Origin of the sequence: Streptomyces sp. NPDC048349 (genome assembly GCF_040651925.1) — a bacterium.
Classification (GTDB): domain Bacteria; phylum Actinomycetota; class Actinomycetes; order Streptomycetales; family Streptomycetaceae; genus Streptomyces.
The window spans coordinates 152,816-169,840 of sequence record NZ_JBEZLA010000004.1; the positions used below are offsets into that span (position 1 = coordinate 152,816).

At 73.2% G+C, this 17,025-nt stretch carries 13 protein-coding genes; 9 read left to right on the forward strand and 4 right to left on the reverse strand.

The annotated features are described in order from the left end of the window. Positions 1-71 precede the first annotated feature (71 nt). The 7 genes from mce to AB0D44_RS04685 all read left to right on the forward strand — a co-directional run bounded on the left by mce (position 72) and on the right by AB0D44_RS04685 (position 10,442). Entirely contained in the window at positions 72-515 is a 444-nt protein-coding gene (gene mce, locus AB0D44_RS04655; protein WP_362584276.1) for a methylmalonyl-CoA epimerase, read from the forward strand. Between the two features lie 351 nt (positions 516-866). Then, positions 867-5,249: a polarized growth protein Scy gene (gene scy / locus AB0D44_RS04660; RefSeq protein WP_362584279.1), complete on the forward strand. Its 4,383-nt coding sequence runs from the start codon at positions 867-869 to the stop codon at positions 5,247-5,249. 194 nt (positions 5,250-5,443) lie between these two features. Next, positions 5,444-6,382, forward strand: a complete 939-nt coding sequence (locus AB0D44_RS04665; protein WP_030386920.1) for a cellulose-binding protein — start codon at positions 5,444-5,446, stop codon at positions 6,380-6,382. Positions 6,383-6,483: 101 nt separating this feature from the next. Continuing rightward, positions 6,484-7,548 carry an ABC transporter ATP-binding protein gene (locus AB0D44_RS04670; RefSeq protein ID WP_362584282.1) on the forward strand — a complete coding sequence of 355 codons (1,065 nt, stop codon included), beginning with the start codon at positions 6,484-6,486 and terminating at the stop codon, positions 7,546-7,548. Between the two features lie 2 nt (positions 7,549-7,550). Next, on the forward strand, positions 7,551-8,330 hold the full coding sequence (locus AB0D44_RS04675) for an ABC transporter permease subunit (protein ID WP_362584473.1): 780 nt from the start codon (positions 7,551-7,553) through the stop codon (positions 8,328-8,330). 145 nt (positions 8,331-8,475) lie between these two features. After that, positions 8,476-9,591 (forward strand): ABC transporter ATP-binding protein, encoded by a 1,116-nt coding sequence (locus AB0D44_RS04680; RefSeq protein ID WP_362584285.1) that lies wholly within the window; start codon positions 8,476-8,478, stop codon positions 9,589-9,591. Next, positions 9,588-10,442 (forward strand): ABC transporter permease, encoded by an 855-nt coding sequence (locus tag AB0D44_RS04685; RefSeq protein ID WP_362584288.1) that lies wholly within the window; start codon positions 9,588-9,590, stop codon positions 10,440-10,442. The genes AB0D44_RS04680 and AB0D44_RS04685 overlap by 4 nt, the downstream gene beginning before the upstream one ends. Before the next feature lie 78 nt (positions 10,443-10,520). Here the strand turns inward: AB0D44_RS04685 and AB0D44_RS04690 are convergent, their stop codons facing one another. Next, on the reverse strand, positions 10,521-10,847 hold the full coding sequence (locus AB0D44_RS04690; RefSeq protein WP_362584291.1) for an ATP/GTP-binding protein: 327 nt from the start codon (positions 10,845-10,847) through the stop codon (positions 10,521-10,523). Between the two features lie 229 nt (positions 10,848-11,076). Here AB0D44_RS04690 and AB0D44_RS04695 point away from each other — a divergent pair, with 229 nt between their 5' ends. Next, on the forward strand, positions 11,077-12,108 hold the full coding sequence (locus AB0D44_RS04695; protein ID WP_362584294.1) for an LLM class flavin-dependent oxidoreductase: 1,032 nt from the start codon (positions 11,077-11,079) through the stop codon (positions 12,106-12,108). Positions 12,109-12,174: 66 nt separating this feature from the next. Here the strand turns inward: AB0D44_RS04695 and AB0D44_RS04700 are convergent, their stop codons facing one another. Then, positions 12,175-12,567: an SCO5389 family protein gene (locus AB0D44_RS04700; protein WP_030660337.1), complete on the reverse strand. Its 393-nt coding sequence runs from the start codon at positions 12,565-12,567 to the stop codon at positions 12,175-12,177. A gap of 220 nt (positions 12,568-12,787) precedes the next feature. Between AB0D44_RS04700 and nucS the strand changes: the two genes are divergently transcribed. Further along, positions 12,788-13,459, forward strand: a complete 672-nt coding sequence (gene nucS, locus AB0D44_RS04705) for an endonuclease NucS (RefSeq protein ID WP_362584296.1) — start codon at positions 12,788-12,790, stop codon at positions 13,457-13,459. Between the two features lie 173 nt (positions 13,460-13,632). Here the strand turns inward: nucS and AB0D44_RS04710 are convergent, their stop codons facing one another. Together AB0D44_RS04710 and AB0D44_RS04715 are read right to left on the reverse strand one after the other, a co-directional pair. Next, positions 13,633-16,389, reverse strand: a complete 2,757-nt coding sequence (locus tag AB0D44_RS04710; protein WP_362584299.1) for an ATP-binding protein — start codon at positions 16,387-16,389, stop codon at positions 13,633-13,635. Between the two features lie 182 nt (positions 16,390-16,571). Further along, entirely contained in the window at positions 16,572-16,895 is a 324-nt protein-coding gene (locus AB0D44_RS04715) for an STAS domain-containing protein (RefSeq protein WP_215148886.1), read from the reverse strand. Positions 16,896-17,025: the final 130 nt, after the last annotated feature.

Here is a 17,025-nt window from a genome sequence, read left to right on the forward strand (position 1 = left end):
GGCGTCACCGGGCTGTCGGTGTGATCGCTGGCACGTTGCGTGACCGCCCCTCTCGGCGGTGCACTGGTCCCATGCTGACAAGGATCGACCACATCGGAATCGCCTGCTTCGACCTCGACAAGACCGTCGAGTTCTACCGTGCCACGTACGGCTTCGAGGTCTTCCACTCCGAGGTCAACGAGGAGCAGGGCGTTCGCGAGGCCATGCTCAAAATCAACGAGACGTCCGACGGCGGCGCCTCCTACCTCCAGCTGCTCGAGCCGACCCGCGAGGACTCGGCGGTCGGCAAGTGGCTGGCGAAGAACGGCGAGGGGGTCCACCACATCGCCTTCGGCACCGAGGACGTCGACGGCGACGCGGAGGCCATTCGCGGCAAGGGCGTCCGCGTCCTCTACGACCAGCCCCGCATCGGCTCGATGGGGTCCCGGATCACCTTCCTGCACCCCAAGGACTGCCACGGGGTCCTGACCGAGCTCGTCACCTCCAACCCCGACGAGTCGACCGCCGCCCACTGATCGTCGAGCGTGCGTCACGGCACACCGCCGGCCGTGGTGTGCCGTCCGCGGCCCGCGGATCCGGGTCCCGGCGCGCAGGTTCGCCTGCAGAACACCACAAATCTCCGCACGCGGGCCAAATGGGAATTCTCCCGGAGCCGTGACGGGGAATCCTCGCAAGAGTGCACTGATGCCCCGATTCCCCGGCCGGTAGAGTGGCCATGGCTCGGCCGGGGTTCGGTGCGGAGACGGGGTCGGGGCCTGTGACCCCTGCCCCGGTATCTGACACCATTCCCCCGGGGGCGTCGTTCAGCGGGCGAGCGATGCTCATTGGGAGTGAGCTTGCGACCAGGGGACGGATGGGACCGCGCTGTGCGGGGCTACGAAAGCCAGGAGAGCCATCAGGCCGAGGCCGACCATCTCTCGCGCTTCGAGGCCGAGATGGAGCGGCTGAAGAAGGAGCGCGGGAAGGCCGTCCAGCACGCTGAGGACCTGGGATACCAGGTCGAGGTGCTGCGCGCCAAGCTCCACGAGGTGCGCCGTTCTCTGGCGTCCCGCCCCGCCTACGACGGCGCGGACATGGGGTACCAGGCGGAGCAGTTGCTCCGCAATGCCCAGATCCAGGCCGACCAGATGCGCTCGGACGCCGAGCGCGAGCTGCGCGACGCCCGGGCGCAGACCCAGCGCATCCTGCAGGAGCACGCCGAGCACCAGGCGCGCCTCCAGGCAGAACTGCACGCCGAGGCCGTCAACCGGCGCCAGCGCCTGGACCAGGAGCTCAACGAACGCCGCCAGACCGTCGAGGCGCACGTCAACGAGAACGTGGCCTGGGCGGAGCAGCTGCGCGCCCGTACGGAGTCCCAGGCGCGCCGGCTCATGGAGGAGTCCCGCGCCGAGGCCGAGCAGTCCCTGAACGCGGCCCGCGCCGAGGCCGCCCGGGTCGCCGAGGAGACCCGGCGCCGGATGGCCGCCGATGCGGAGGCCGCACGTGCGGAGGCCGAAGCCACCCTGCTGCGCGCCCGCAAGGAGGCCGAGCGGCTGCTGACCGCCGCCTCCGCGCAGGCCCAGGAGGCCACCGAGCACGCGGAGCGGCTGCGCTCCACCACCTCCGCCGAGGCGGAGCAGACCCGTAGGCAGACCCTCGACCTGGGCCGGGTCGCCGAGTCCCGGGTGCAGGAGGCCGACGCCGCCCTGCGCGAGGCCCGCGCCGCGGCCGAGAAGGTGCTCGCCGAGGCCAAGGAGAGCGCCGCGCGGCAGCTCGCCTCGGCGGAGTCCGTCAATGAGCAGCGCACCCGGACCGCCAAGGAGCAGGTCGCGCGCCTGGTCGGTGAGGCCACCAAGGAGGCCGAGGCCCTCAAGGCGGAGGCCGAGCAGTCCCTGGCCGATGCCCGCGCGGAGGCCGAGCGGCTGCGCACCGAGGCCGGCGAGCAGGCCCGTACGGCAGCGGCCGAGGACACCGCGGCGCAGCTGGCGAAGGCCGCCCGCACCGCGGAAGACGTACTGAACAAGGCCTCGGAGGACGCCCGGGCCACCACGAAGGCCGCGTCCGAGGAGGCCGAGCGGATCCGCCGCGAGGCCGAGGCGGAGGCCGAGCGGCTGCGCGCCCAGGCGGCGGCCACGGCCGACGAGCTCAAGGGCGCGGCGAAGGACGACACCGAGGAGTACCGGGCCCGTACGGTCGAACTCCAGGAGGAGGCGCGGCGGCTGCGCGGCGAGGCCGAGCAGCTGCGCGCCGAGGCCGTCGCCGAGGGCGAGCGGATCCGCGGCGAGGCCCGACGCGAGGCCGTCCAGCAGATCGAGGAGGCGGCCAAGACCGCCGAGGAACTCCTCGGCAAGGCCAAGGCCGACGCGGACGAGCTGCGCGGCGGAGCCAGCGCCGAGAGCGAGCGGGTCCGCGCCGAGGCCGTCGAGCGGGCCACCACCCTGCGCCGGCAGGCCGAGGAGACCCTGGAGCGGACCCGCGCCGAGGCGGAGCGGCTGCGCGCCGACGCCGAGGAACAGGCGGAGGCCGTACGGGCCGAGGCCGAGGCGGCGGCGCTCGCCCGGCGGGCCGAGACCGAGCAGGCTCTGGCCGCCAAGCGCGCGGAGGCCGACGAGGAACTCGTACGGCTCCACACGGACGCCGAGAGCCGGCTGAGCACGGCCGAGGAGACCCTGCGCGACGCCAGGACGGCGGCGGAGAACATCCGCCGGGAGACGGGCGAGGAGGCCGACCGGCTGCGCGCCGAGTCGGCGGAGCGGATCCGCACCCTGCAGACGCAGGCGGAGGCGGAGGCCGAGCAGCTGCGCACCGACGCGGCCCAGGACGCCGGACGGGTGCGCGCGGAGGCCGAGCAGGTCGCGGTGCGGCTGCGCGGCGAGGCCGAGGCCGAGGCGGAGCGGGTGCGCTCCGAGGCGCAGGAGACCGCGGACCGGCTGCGCGCCGAGGCGAAGACGGCGGCCGAGCGGGTCGCCGCGGAGGCCGCGGAGGCGCTGGCCGCCGCGCAGGAGGAGGCCGCCCGGCGCCGCCGGGAGTCCGAGGAGACCCTGGCGTCGGCGCGGACCGACGCCGAGAACGAGCGGGCCCAGGCCCGCGAGCAGAGCGAGGAGCTGCTGGCCGCGGCCCGCAAGCGCTCCGAGGAGGCGCAGGCCGAGGCGGCCCGGCTGACCGAGGAGGCCGAGCGGCGCGCGTCGGAGCTGGTGGCGGCGGCGGAGGCCACCGCCCAGCAGGTACGGGAGTCCGTGGCCGGGCTGCACGAGCAGGCCGAGGAGGAGGTCGCCGGACTGCGCAGCGCGGCCGAGCACGCGGCGCAGCGCACCCGGACCGAGGCCGAGGAGGAGGCCGAGCGGGTCCGCGCCGACGCGTACGAGGAGCGGGAGCGGGCCACCGAGGACGCCAACCGGATCCGCACCGAGGCGCGTGCCGAGACGGACGCGGCGAAGGCACTGGCCGAGCGGACCGTCGGCGACGCGATCGCCGAGGCGGAGCAACTGCGCAGCGACACGGCGGAATACGCGCAGCGGGTGCGGACCGAGGCCACGGACGCGCTGGCGGCGTCGGAGCGGGACGCGGCGCGTACCCGGGCGGATGCCCGGGAGGACGCGAACCGGATCCGCAGCGAGGCGGCAGCCGCGGCGGACGCCACCCGCGCGGAGGCGGGCGTCACGCTGGACGAGGCGCGTGCCGAGGCCAACCGGCTGCGGACCGAGGCCGCCGAGCAGGCGGACCGGCTCATCACCGAGGCCGCGGCCGAGGCGGAGAAGCTCACCGCGGAGACCCGGGCGGCGAACGAGGCCGCGGTCTCCGAGGCGACGGCCAAGGCCGAACGGCTCACCAAGCAGGCGGCGGACACCCTGGCCGCGGCCGAGCGGGACGCGGCCCGGGTCCTGGTCGACGCCCGCACCGAGGGCGACCGCCTGGTCGACGAGACCCGCGCGGCCAACGAACTCACGGTCGCCGAGGCCGCCGAGGAGGCCGAGCGGCTGCGCGCCGAGGCCGCGCGCACCCTGGACGACGCCCGGGCGGAGGGCGGCCGGATCATCGGCGAGGCCACCGCGGAGGCGGACCGCGTCACGGTCGCGGCGAACGAGACCCTGGCGAGCGCCGAGCGGGAGTCCGAGCAGACCCTGGACGAGGCCCGCGCCGAGGGCAACCGGCTGCGGACCGAGGCCGCCGAGCAGGCGGACCGGCTCATCACCGAGGCCGCGGCCGAGGCGGAAAAGCTCACCGCGCAGACCCGCAAGGACAACGAGCGCACGGTCGGCGAGGCCGCGAACGAGGCCGAGCGGCTGCGCGCGGAGGCGTCGGAGGCGCTGTCCTCCGCCCAGGAGCACGCGACCCGTACCCGGTCGGAGGCCGAGCGGGTCAAGGCGGAGGCCGCGGGCGAGGCGGAGCGCATGCGCGCGCAGGCCCGTACGGAGTCCGAGCGGCTGCTGGACGAGGCGCGCGAGGAGGCCAACAAGCGCCGGACGGAGGCCGCGGAGCAGGTCGACCGGCTCATCACGGAGGCGTCGGCGGAAGCCGAGAAGCTCACCGCCGAGGCGCAGAAGCAGGCGCTGGCCGCCACCACGGCCGCCGAGGAGCAGGCCGACGCGATGGTCGACGCGGCCCGCAAGGAGGCCGCGCGGATCACCTCGGAGGCGACCATCGAGGGCAACTCCCTGGTGGAGAAGGCCCGTACGGATGCGGACGAGCTGCTGGTCGGGGCGCGTTCGGACGCGTCGGCCATAAGGGAGCGGGCGGAGGAGCTGCGCGGCCGGGTCGAGGCCGAGGTCGAGGAGCTGCACGAGCGTGCCCGCCGGGAGTCGGCCGAGCAGATGAAGTCGGCCGGCGAGCGCGTGGACAAACTGGTGCGCGCGGCGACCGAGCAGAGCGTCGAGGCCGAGGCGAAGGCCAAGGAGCTGGTGTCGGACGCGAGCAGCGAGGCCAGCAAGGTGCGCATCGCGGCGGTGCGCAAGGCGGAGGCGCTGCTGAAGGAGGCCGAGCAGAAGAAGGCCGAGCTGGCCCGCCAGGCCGAGAAGGCCCTGGCCGAGGCACAGGCGGAGGCCGAGCGGCTCGTCGAGGAGGGCCGCCGTGAGCTGGAGGTCCTCGTGCGTCGGCGGGAGGACATTCAGGCGGAGATCTCCCGTGTCCAGGACGTTCTTGAGGCGTTGGAATCATTCGAGGCGCCTTCGGGTGGCGCGAAGCCCGCGATCGGCGGCCAGGGCGCGGGGGGCGTGAAGGCCGGCGCAGCAGCGGGGTCCACTCGTTCGGGTGGGAAGTCATCGGATGGCTAGTCAGTGCACGGGGCGTGTGCTCCTGATGGAGGTTCAGGCGAACGGGTGACAAGCAATCCGTCGCCTTGCCACTCAAAAGGGGTGTCATTGTCCAGGGCAAACGTGGATTGACTCGATGACACGCCGCTTTGGCGCCTAGGATTCCCCTTAACACCTCACGTAGCACCTCATCGGTCTCATTCGACAGGAACCCCATGAGCGACACTTCCTCCCCCTTCGGCTTCGAGCTCGTGCGGCGTGGTTACGACCGCGGTCAGGTGGACGACCGCATTACCAAGCTGGTCTCCGACCGCGACAGCGCCCTTGGACGTATCAACTCTCTGGAAAAGCGGATCGAGGAGCTGCACCTCGAGACGCAGAACGCCCAGGCCCAGGTGAACGACGCCGAGCCGTCGTACGCCGGCCTCGGCGCCCGGGTCGAGAAGATCCTCCGGCTGGCCGAGGAGGAGGCGAAGGACCTGCGCGAGGAGGCCCGTCGCGCGGCCGAACAGCACCGTGAGCTGGCCGAGTCGGCGGCCCAGCAGGTGCGCAACGACGCCGAGTCGTTCGCCGCCGACCGCAAGTCGAAGGCGGAGGACGAGGGCGTCCGCATCGTCGAGAAGGCCAAGGGCGACGCCTCCACCCTGCGCGCCGAGGCCCAGAAGGACGCGGCCTCCAAGCGCGAGGAGGCCGACGCGCTGTTCGAGGAGACCCGCGCCAAGGCCGCCCAGGCCGCCGCGGACTTCGAGACCAACCTGGCCAAGCGCCGCGAGCAGTCCGAGCGCGACCTGGCCTCGCGCCAGGCCAAGGCCGAAAAGCGCCTGGCGGAGATCGAGCACCGCGCGGAGCAGCTGCGCCTGGAGGCCGAGAAGCTCCGCACGGACGCGGAGCGCCGGGCCCGCCAGACGGTGGAGACCGCGCAGCGCCAGGCCGAGGACATCGTGGCCGACGCCAACGCCAAGGCGGACCGTATCCGCAGCGAGTCCGAGCGCGAGCTGGCGGCGCTGACCAACCGCCGGGACTCGATCAACGCGCAGCTGACCAACGTCCGCGAGATGCTGGCGACGCTGACCGGTGCAGCGGTCGCGGCCGCCAACCCGATCGTCGACGACGAGCCGGTCACCCGCGGCGTTCCGGCGCAGCAGAGCCGCTAGCGGATCCGCCGGGTGCCACGCGCGCCCGCCGGGTCCGATCGGGGCCGTACGTCACCTGTTTGAGGTGGCGTACGGCCCTTCGGCGTTCTAGCGTGGCCCGCATGATCGAGCTCGAGGGCCTCACGAAACGATTCGGCGCGAAGACCGCCGTGGACCACCTCAGCTTCCAGGTCAGACCGGGGGTGGTGACCGGCTTCCTCGGCCCCAACGGGGCGGGCAAGTCGACGACCATGCGCATGATGCTCGACCTCGACAACCCGACCAGCGGTACGGTCCGGATCGACGGGAAGCACTACCGGGACCTGCCGGAGCCGTTGAAGTACATCGGAGCGCTGCTGGACGCCAAGTCCATGCACGGTGGACGCAGCGCCTACAACAACCTGCTGTGCCTGGCCGAGTCGAACCGGATCCCGAAGCGCCGGGTCGGGGAGGTCCTGGACCTGGTCGGGCTGACGGCCGTGGCGAAGAAGAAGTCCAAAGGATTTTCCCTGGGCATGGGGCAGCGGCTGGGAATCGCCGCCGCGCTGCTCGGTGATCCGGAAATCCTGATGTTCGACGAACCCGTCAATGGTCTGGACCCGGAGGGAATTCTCTGGATCAGGAATTTGATGAAGGCCCTGGCGGCCGAGGGGAGAACGATCTTCGTCTCCTCCCACCTGATGAGCGAAATGGCGCTGACGGCAGACCATTTGATCGTCATCGGGCAGGGAAAGCTGCTGGCAGACCTGTCGATGGCTGATTTCATCCACCAGAACTCGCGCAGCTACGTCCGGCTGCGCACGCCCCAGCAGGAGCGGTTCAAGGACGTCCTGCACGAGGCGGGGATCGACGCCATCAGCGTGCCGGCCACCGGCGCGCTGGAGATCGACGGCGTGGGTCCGGAGCGGCTCGGCGAGCTGGCCGCCCAGCACCAGATCGTGCTGCACGAACTCAGCCCGCAAAGGGCTTCACTGGAGGAAGCGTTCATGCGCATGACGGCGGACTCCGTCGAGTACCACGCCCACGCGCCGGGCGGCCCGGGCACGACCGCGGTCATCCCCGGCGCCCCGGGCCCCACGGGCGTCCCGGGCATCCCGGCGGGCGCGGCCCCCGACAACCCGGCCCGGCCGGCCGACGTGCCCGCCTGGGGCTCCGGCTTCGAGGCGCAGCGCAAGGGGGGCGAGTGACCATGTCCTCCTTCCCCGCCGTCCTCAAGTCCGAGTGGACCAAGATCCGTACGGTCTCCTCGACCCTCTGGACCCTGGCCTCGGCCCTCATCGTCACGGTCGGCATCAGCGCCGCCCTGTGCGCGCTGGTGAACAGCACCTTCCAGGACATGCCCGCCGAGGAGAGGGCCACCTTCGACCCGACCCTGACCAGCTTCGCCGGGATGACCCTCGGCCAGCTCGCCATGATCGTCTTCGGTGTCCTGGTCGTCGGCACCGAGTACAGCTCGGGCATGATCCGCACCTCGCTGGCCGCCGTGCCCCGGCGCGGCAGCTTCCTCGCCGGCAAGCTGCTCGTCGCGACCGCGCTCGCCCTGGTCGTGGGCCTGGTCACGAGCTTCCTGTCGTTCTTCCTCGGACAGGCCATCCTGGGCGACCGCAGCATCGCCATCGACGCGCCGAACGTCCTGCGCGCGGTGATCGGCGCCGGCCTCTACATGGCGATGATCGCCCTGTTCTCCATGGGCGTGGCCGCCATGCTGCGCAGTTCGATGCTGGCGCTCGGCATCCTGATGCCGTTCTTCTTCCTGGTCTCGAACATCCTCGGCGTGGTCGAGGCGACCCGGAAGGTCGCCCAGTACTTCCCGGACCAGGCCGGATCCAAGGTCATGCAGGTCATCCCCGGGGCGATGGGCAGCGAACCGCCGCCGTACGGACCGTGGGGCGGTTTCGGGATCATGGCCCTGTGGACCCTGGCAGCGGTACTCGGGGGCTACCTCGTCCTCCGCAAGAGGGACGCCTGACCTCCTGCCCGCGTAGTACGGGAGATCCCCGGGTCGGTCTCAGGGCCGGCTCAGGGATCGGCCCGGGACGGAACCGCAGGGGACTCGATATCCTCTTAACCCTTACGCGGGCGAGAGTCGTCCCGGCCTGGTAAGGGGCAGCAAGATGATCGAGGCAGTCGGCCTGACCAAGCGCTTCGGCGCCAAGACCGCCGTCGACCAGCTGTCGTTCCAGGTCAGGCCGGGTCACGTGACCGGTTTCCTGGGGCCGAACGGCTCCGGGAAATCCACCACGATGCGCATGATCGTCGGTCTCGACCGGCCCACCTCGGGTCACGTCACGATCAGCGGCCGCCCGTTCCGGGAGCTGCCGAACGCGCAGCGGCACGTGGGGGCCCTGCTCGACGCCAAGGCCATGCACGGCGGCCGCCGGGCCCGTACCCACCTGCTCGCCATCGCGCAGCTCTCCGGGATCCCGGAGAGGCGGGTGGACGAGGTGCTGGCCGTGGTCGGCCTCCAGGACGTCGCCCGGCAGCGCACGAAGGGCTTCTCGCTCGGCATGGGCCAGCGGCTGGGGATCGCCACCGCCCTGCTCGGGGACCCGCAGGTGCTGCTGTTCGACGAGCCGGTCAACGGGCTGGACCCCGAGGGGATCCTGTGGGTGCGCAACCTCATGCGCCGGCTCGCCTCCGAAGGCCGCACCGTCCTCGTCTCCTCCCACCTGATGAGCGAGATGGCGCTGACCGCCGACCACCTGATCGTGATCGGCCGGGGGCGACTGCTGGCCGACATGGGCACCCAGGAGTTCATCACGCACAACTCGGCCGGATTCGCTCGGGTGCGCCCGGCCGACACCGATCCCCGTGGCCGGGACGCGCTGGGTGCGGCGCTCACCCGGGCGGGCGGCCGGGTCCTCCAGGAGCCCGACGGAGCACTGCGCGTGACCGGCCTGGAGCTCCCCCGCATCTGCGACCTCGCCCACGAGGCCGGCGTACGGCTGTGGGAGCTGTCACCGCACCGGGCCTCGCTGGAAGAGGCGTACATGCGGATGACCCAGTCCTCCCTGGAGTACACCTCCACCGAGGACCCGCGGGCCGAGCTGTGGGAGCCCGAGCCGCTGACCCTCCCGGCCTGGGAGGACGAGCCGGCCGCCCAGGAGGTCCCGCAGGCGGGCTTCTACGCTCCCCCGCCGCCCGCGGCGGGCGGCCGGCCCTTCCTGATGCCGAGCGACCCCGGCGAGCTCGCGCGGGCCGCCCAGAACAACCCCGAGGACTCCCGATGACCGGCCCCACGCCCACCGGCGCAACGACTGCCGCGGAGGGGCAGCCGCAGGGCTACAGCTCGCCGCTGCCGACCCCGCGGCCGCACCTGGGACACGCCCTGGCCTCGGAGTGGACCAAGCTGGTCTCGGTCCGCTCCACCCTGTGGACGCTCGGCTCGCTCGTGCTGACCGTCGTGGGCATCGGACTGCTCTTCGTCGCGCAGACCGATTCCGGGGACTACGTGCAGATCTCCTTCACCACGCCCGCCCTGTTCGGTCTGCTCGTCGGGCAGATCGCGGTGATGGTCCTCGGCGTCCTGACGATCACCTCGGAACATGCCAGCGGCCTGGTGCGGACCACCTTCACCGCCTCCCCGGAGCGGCACCGCGTACTGACCGCGAAGTACCTCGTCTTCAGCATCACGGCGTTCACCGTGATCGCCCTGTCGGTGTTCCTCGTCGGCATGGCGGCGGCCCTGGTGCACGACGGCTCCGCCGCCGGCGTGCACGACCTCGGCGAGTGGTTCGGCGCGCTGGTCGGCTCTCTCTACGTCACCCTGCTCGGGGTGCTCGCCCTCGCCGTCGGGGCGCTCGTGCGGCACTCCGCCGGGGCGATCGCCGTGATGCTGGGCGTGGTCACGCTGCCTCCGGTGATAGGCGGGATGCTCAGCATCTGGGAGGCGTCCGCGCCGCTCGGCAAGGCGATCATCGAGCACAACGCGCCCGTGGCGCTGATGCAGCTCTTCGGCATGAAGGAAGGCGCGAGCGGCGGGCCGACGCCCAGCAACCTCTCGCACATGGTGATCATCCTGCTGGTCACCGGCGGGGCGGTGGCCGCCTCCTACGCGACGGTCGCCCGCCGGGACGTCTAGTAGCTCTGACCGGAAAGGTGTGCCGGTCAGAGCACTGGCCCCGCTCTTTCGGATCTCGGCGGACGGCCGGGACGACCCTCAGTACCGGGGCGCGTTGCGGGACCGCTGCACCTTCGAGGTGCGGCGGTCCTTCGCGTTCCAGCAGGCCTTGTGCCAGTGGCGCCGGTCGTCCACGCCGCCGTACTCCGGCCAGGCCACCAGGTGCGGGGTGCCCGAGGGGATCTCCTGGTCGCAGCCCGGGCAGCGGTAGCGCTTGCCCGCCGCGCTCGCGCCCGCGACGTGCCGGACCTTCCACTCCTCGCCCTGGTACTCCTCGGTGCGCTCCAGCCCGTAGCGGTCGAAACCGGTGCTGGGGCGTTCGTCCGGAGTCTCGCCGCCCCTGGGGCGGTTGTGGCGCGGTGACACGTATACCTCACGGAAGGGCGGACGGCAGTGACTTTCTCCCAGACTACGCGCAGCGAGCCCGGGTACCCGCAGGGTGGCTGCCGAAGGCCGGCACCCCGGAGGGGCCTGGCCCGACAATCCCAATAACTTTCCTGTCAGCCCGTGCCTTTGGCACGTGTCAGACGTTGTTGCCAGAGGAAGAACCGGTCCACCTGGGGAGGCCGCGTCAGCCGCGAGGAGGGTAAAGGCGATGCGCGTAGGAGCGTTTGTACTGGCGGCCCAGTTCCCGGGTCAGGGACAGGGTGAGGCACTGCACCGGGCGGTGCGGACCGCCGAGGTGGCCGAACAGGCCGGGCTCGACTCGGTCTGGCTGGCCGAGCACCACTTCGTGCCGTACGGGGTCTGCCCCTCGGCGGTGACCCTGGCGGCCCTGCTGCTGGGCCGGACCCGGCGGCTGCGGGTGGGCACGGCGGTCAGCGTGCTGACGAGCACCCACCCGGTGGCCCTCGGCGAGCAGGCGGCGCTGCTGCACCTCACCTCGGACGGGCGGTTCACCCTCGGGGTGGGCCGGGGCGGGCCGTGGGTCGACCTGGAGGTGTTCGGGGGCGGTCTGGACGCGTACGAGAACGGCTTCCCGGAATCCCTGGACCTGTTGCGGCGCTGGCTGACGCAGGCGCGGGTGGGGGCCGCGGGCGAGCGGTACGGCTTTCGCGAAGTGGCCGTCGTACCGCGCCCCTCGGAGGCCCTGGACGGGGACGGGGCCGGCCCTGAGGTCATCGTGGCCTGCACCTCGCCCTCGTCGGTACGGATGGCCGCGCGACGGGGGCTGCCGATGCTGCTCGGCATGCACTGCGGGGACGAGGACAAGGCCGGCATGGTCGCGCTGTGGAGGTCCACGGCGCTCGCGGCGGGCCACTCCCGGGACCGGGTGGACGCGGCGGGCCACGTCTCCGCCGGGGTCTGCCAGCTGGCGGACCGTACGGCGGACGCGCGCGAGACGCTGCTGAAGGCGATGCCGGGCTGGCTCAAGCAGGGTCTGGACGCGCACGTGACCGTGGACGGCCGGGTGCGCGCGATGCGGGACCCGGTCGCGTACACGGAACTCCTGTGCGATCTGCATCCGGTGGGCACCCCGGAGCTGGCGCTGGACCGGCTGGCGGCGACCTCCGAGCGGACCGGCATCACGCGCTTCGCCCTCCTGACGGAGGGCTCGGGCGATCTCGCCGCGACGGAGGAGAACGTACAGCGCCTGGGCGCCGAAGTCCTGCCCCGTCTCGGCTGAGACCTACCGGCCGGCGCTGCCGGATACCGTCCGGCCCGACCGACCGGACGGCGTCTGAGAGACGGCCTAGCAGTCCCGCAGCTCGGGCGACTGGTTGAGCAGCTGACCGCGGATCGAAGTGAACTTGGCCAGCCGGTCGTCCACCGAGGGGTCCAGCGGGAACACCGCCACCCGGTGACAGTTCTGGAACGCCAGGCGCACTCCGAAGTGCCGCTGCAGAGCACCGCGTATCGCGTCGCTCGCGAGCGCGCGCAGCAGCTGCCCGCGCGCCTGCTCGTCGGGCGGCGGCGTCTGGTTGTCGGCGAACTGTCCGCCGTCCACCTTCAACTGGGCCACCAGCGAGCTGATCATCTCCCATGCGTAAGGCAGGGAGGTCCGGACGCAGTCGACGAAGGCGGCTTCGTCGACCTCGCCTCGCTCGGCCTGTTCGAGTAGGGCCGGTGAGACGTCGAGCGACATGGGTTCTCCTCTCGTGACCCCGGCGGATTGGGTTGCCGGAGCCTGACGGGCAGGGAAGGAGGCCGCGACGCAGCGTGCACGCTCCGCAACCTCCCGCTCACCACGGTAGGCGCCCCATGGGTGACGCACCAGGAGAATGCGCATACAACGCGCCATCCGCGAAGGGGGCTTTCAGGGGCGAATCGCGTGGAGCGCCGTCCGTCGAGTAGCGTTGCCGACCATGCGTCTCGTCATTGCCCGCTGCTCCGTCGACTACGCGGGCCGGCTCACCGCCCATCTGCCCTCGGCACCCCGTCTGATCCTCGTGAAGGCCGACGGCAGTGTCTCGATCCACGCGGACGACCGGGCGTACAAACCGCTCAACTGGATGTCGCCCCCGTGCACCCTCAAAGAGGGGAGCGGTGACGACGCCGACGTGTGGACCGTCGTCAACAAGGCGGGTGAGAAGCTCATCATCACCATGGAAGAAGTCCTCCACGACTCCTCCCACGAGCTCGGCACCGACCCCGGGCTCATCAAGGACGGCGTGGAAGCACACCTCCAGGAACTCCTCGCGGACCGCATCGACACGCTGGGCGAGGGCTACACGCTGATCCGCCGCGAGTACATGACGGCGATCGGCCCGGTGGACATCCTGTGCCGGGACGCCTCCGGCGCGACGGTGGCCGTGGAGATCAAGCGGCGGGGCGAGATCGACGGCGTCGAGCAGCTGACCCGCTACCTGGAGCTCCTCAACCGCGACCCGCACCTGGCCCCGGTCCGCGGGATCTTCGCCGCCCAGGAGATCAAGCCGCAGGCCAAGGTCCTGGCGACGGACCGCGGGATGGACTGCGTGGTCCTGGACTACAACGCGCTGCGCGGCATCGAGGACGACAAGCTGCGGCTGTTCTGACCTGCGGCTCGAGTGTTCTGACCTTCGGCTCGACGCGCGGTTCGGCGCGTCTGTTCGCGCGGTGGCTCGCGCTGCTGTTCGCGCGGTGGCTCGCGCGTCTGTTCGCGCGGTGGCTCGCGCTGCTGTTCCGTGTCGCGATGGCTCCGTCCCGGGGGGACGGAGCCATCGGCGTTTCAGGGACCGGTGGCGGTGGCCGACGCCGTGCCGGCGCCCGTGCCGGTGGTGGCCGTCGGCGTCGGCTCGGCGGTCTGGGTCGGCGTCGGCGAGGGAGACGGCTCCGTCGAGGTCGGCGGGGGCGAGACCGGCGAGGAGGCCGGCGGCTGCGGCGGCGTGGACTGCGGGCGGCGCGAGGGCGTGCGGGACGCGGTACGGCCCGCGGTCGGGCCCGCGGTCTCCTCGGGGGCGGTGGACTGCGACGGCGGGGCCGCCGGGTCGGAGGGCGCCGGTGCAGGATCGTTCCCGCTGGCCCCCGGCACCACCGCCTGAGCCGTCCGCGTCGGGGTGGCCGACACCGCCGGACTCTGGGTCGCGGGCGGGGCCGGGGCGTCCGAGGAGCTCAGCGCGAGGCTCACCACCGTGCCCACCGCGACCACGGTGAGCGCGCCCGCCCCGGCCAGCAGCACCCGGCGCCGACGGGCGGCCGCGCCGTCCCGAGCCGGTCCGGTCGGGAGGGAACGGGGGGCTGCGGCGGGCTCGGGTTTCGGCGCCATCGGGAAGGCGTCCTCGAACACCTCCGAAAGGGTCGTGGGCGACTCCGGACGCCGGATGACGGGCACCACCGGCGCCACCCGCGTCACGGCCTCGGCAGCGGCGCCGGCGGGCACGCCGGGGGCAGCCGCGCCCTTGGAGCCGCCGTGGCCGGCTCCTGCACCCAGGCCACTTCCGGCACCCAGGCCGGTTCCGGCGGACGGGCCGCTCCCGGCGCCCAGGCCGGTTCCGGCACCGAGACCGGTTCCAGCACCCGGGCCGGTCCCGGCGGACGGGCCGCTCCGTGCCCCCGTGCCGGTCCCGGCACCCAGGCCGGTCCCGGCGCCCGGGCCGGTCTTCGCGGACGGAGCGGTGCCCGCGGACGGACCGGTCGACGCGGCCGGCCCGGTCCCGCCGGTCGGACCGGCGCCCGTGGCAGGGCCCGGCAGCGCGGCGGTCGCCGGGCCCGCGGGCAGGGCCGCGGGCGCCGAGCCCGCCGCGACGGCCGGCGGCTCCAGCCTCAGCGGCGGCGACGCCGCCACCCCGGCGGCCTCCCGGTCCACGACCAGGGCCAGCGCCCTGCGGCCCGCGACGGTGCCCCGCTTGTCGGCCAGCGCCCCGCGCAGCCCGATCGAGGTCTCCAGCTCGGCCCGCGCCCGGTCCAGGCGTCCCTCGCACAGCGCGAGCACGCCGAGTTCGTGGTGGAAGTACGCCTGCTCGGCGACCTCCCCCGCCTTGCGCGCGGCCTCGGCGCCCGAGCGCAGCACCCGCTCCCACGCCTCCCAGTGCAGCGAGGCCGCGAACGCCGGGGCCGCCGTGCGCGCGAGCAGGACGGCCGCCACCACGTCCGCACCGGACAGCGCGCACAGCACGGCGTCCGCCTCGGCCGCCACCCGTGCCGGTGTCACCGAGGAGTGCCCGGTCCACCAGGCGTAGTGCCGGGCGGCGGTACGGGCCTCCTCGGCCGCGGTGTCCCCGTACCCGACCTCCTCCAGCTGCCGGACGACGCCCGCGGCCAGCCGGTAGCGCGTGCCGACCGGCGTCAGCAGGCCGCATTCCAGCAGTTCCGCCACCGCCGAGTCGGCGTGGGTGTCCCCCACCAGGGCCGGCAGGTGCGCGTGGTGCGGCAGCTCCCCGCCCAGTGCACACGCGATCCGCAGGGCGGCGCGCGCCGACTCGCTGACCCGCGAGGCCAGCAGCTCGGCGGGTGCCGCGCCCTCGGCAATGGTCGGCAGCGGCACGTGCACGGCGTCGCGGGGGCGCTCGTCGAAGACGCCGGGCTCCTCGTCGTCGTCGTCCTCGTCGGTGTGGTTGAGCTCGTCGCGCTGCCGCAGCAGCGCGGCGGCCTGTACGAAGCGCAGCGGAAGTCCTTCGGAGGCGAACCGCAGGTCGGCGGCCCAGGCGCTCTCCGCTTCCGTCAGCGGCCGGCCCAGGCGCGTCTCCAGCAGCTCCAGGCAGTCGCTCTTGCCCAGGCCGCCGAGGAACACCTCCTCGACGTGCGAGTCGTCGGAGGGCGCCCGCGTCTCGGGGGTCGCGGCCAGCAGGTACGCGCACTCGGGGGTGGCGTGCAGCAGCTCGTCGAGGGCGGGGCCGCCCATCTCGAGGTCATCGAGGAGGACGATGGCGCCGATGTCCCGCACCCGGGCCAGGAGTTCGATCCGGTCGGGCCGCTGGTCCGCGGCCTCGTACACGGTCGCGTACAGCGCGTGGAGCAGCTCGGCGGGCTGCTGGTGCCCGTAGCCGCTGAGCCGTACGACGCCGTCGGGGGCGAGGCCCGCGCACTGCGCAGCGACCGCGTCGAGCAGGGCCGTACGGCCGGATCCCGAGGGTCCGGTCAGGCGTACGGAGCGCCCCCGGCCCAGCAGCCGGACGAGGCGCTCCTGCTCCTCCTCCCGCTCCAGCAGCGGCCGGGCGACTGCGGGTGCGCCGGGCAGGGCGGGCGGCCGGGCAGCGGCGTCCCGGGCGGCGCGGGCGGCGGCGTCGCGCTTGGCGGGGCGGCCGGGGCGGGCGCCGGGCCGGAGCGGCTCGATCTCGCTGCCGTCGACCGGGTTGACGGTGAGCGCGAACTCGCCGGCGGTGAGTGTGACGACCCGGGCGGGCGCGACGGGCGGGGGCGCCGCGGACCCTGGTGCGGCCTTCGCAGGCTGTGCGGGTGCGGCCTTCGCGGGCAGCGCGGGTGCGGGCAGCTCGGCAGCGCCCTCGGAGGGTTCCCCCGGAGTGGCCTGCCGCTGTATGTGGTCCATGACCATGTCCCCCGATCGCGCCCTGCGCCTCGCCGTCGTACCGCCCGGCCTTCGCACACGCCGCTGCCGCTACTGGTCCGGTTTCCGCCCGAACCCTAGACGGTGGCCGGTCGTGCGGGGAACCGCGGGGGTGCCATCACCACCGGACCGTTACGTTTCCGCAGGAAAACGGAACGCTACGTTCACACCCGGGGCAGGGACTCCGCTTCCAGTCCGCCCTCGATCGCGAGGATGCGGTGCAGCCGGGTGGCCACGAGCAGCCGCTGCATCTGGGGCGGTACTCCGCGCAGCACCAGGCGCCGTCCGGTCCGGCCGGCCCTGCGGTGCGCGCCCATGATCACGCCGAGGCCGGTCGCGTCCCAGGAGTCGAGCCCGGTGAGGTCGAGCACGAGGTCGCCGTGGCCGTCGTCGAGGGCGGTGTGGAGGACCGTACGGGCGTCCGCCGCGCTGCGCACGTCGAGGCGACCCCCGACGACGAGTTCGGCGTGGTCGCCCCTGATGTGCATGTGTACTCCCGGCGGTACTGCGTACGTGTGGTCCGGCTGGTCCTTGGTCGGCAACTCTCACTGCAACTGACTGCCGCACGGGCAGGGAAGTTGCCGACCGTGAGCGAACCGATACCTAATTCACCCCGAG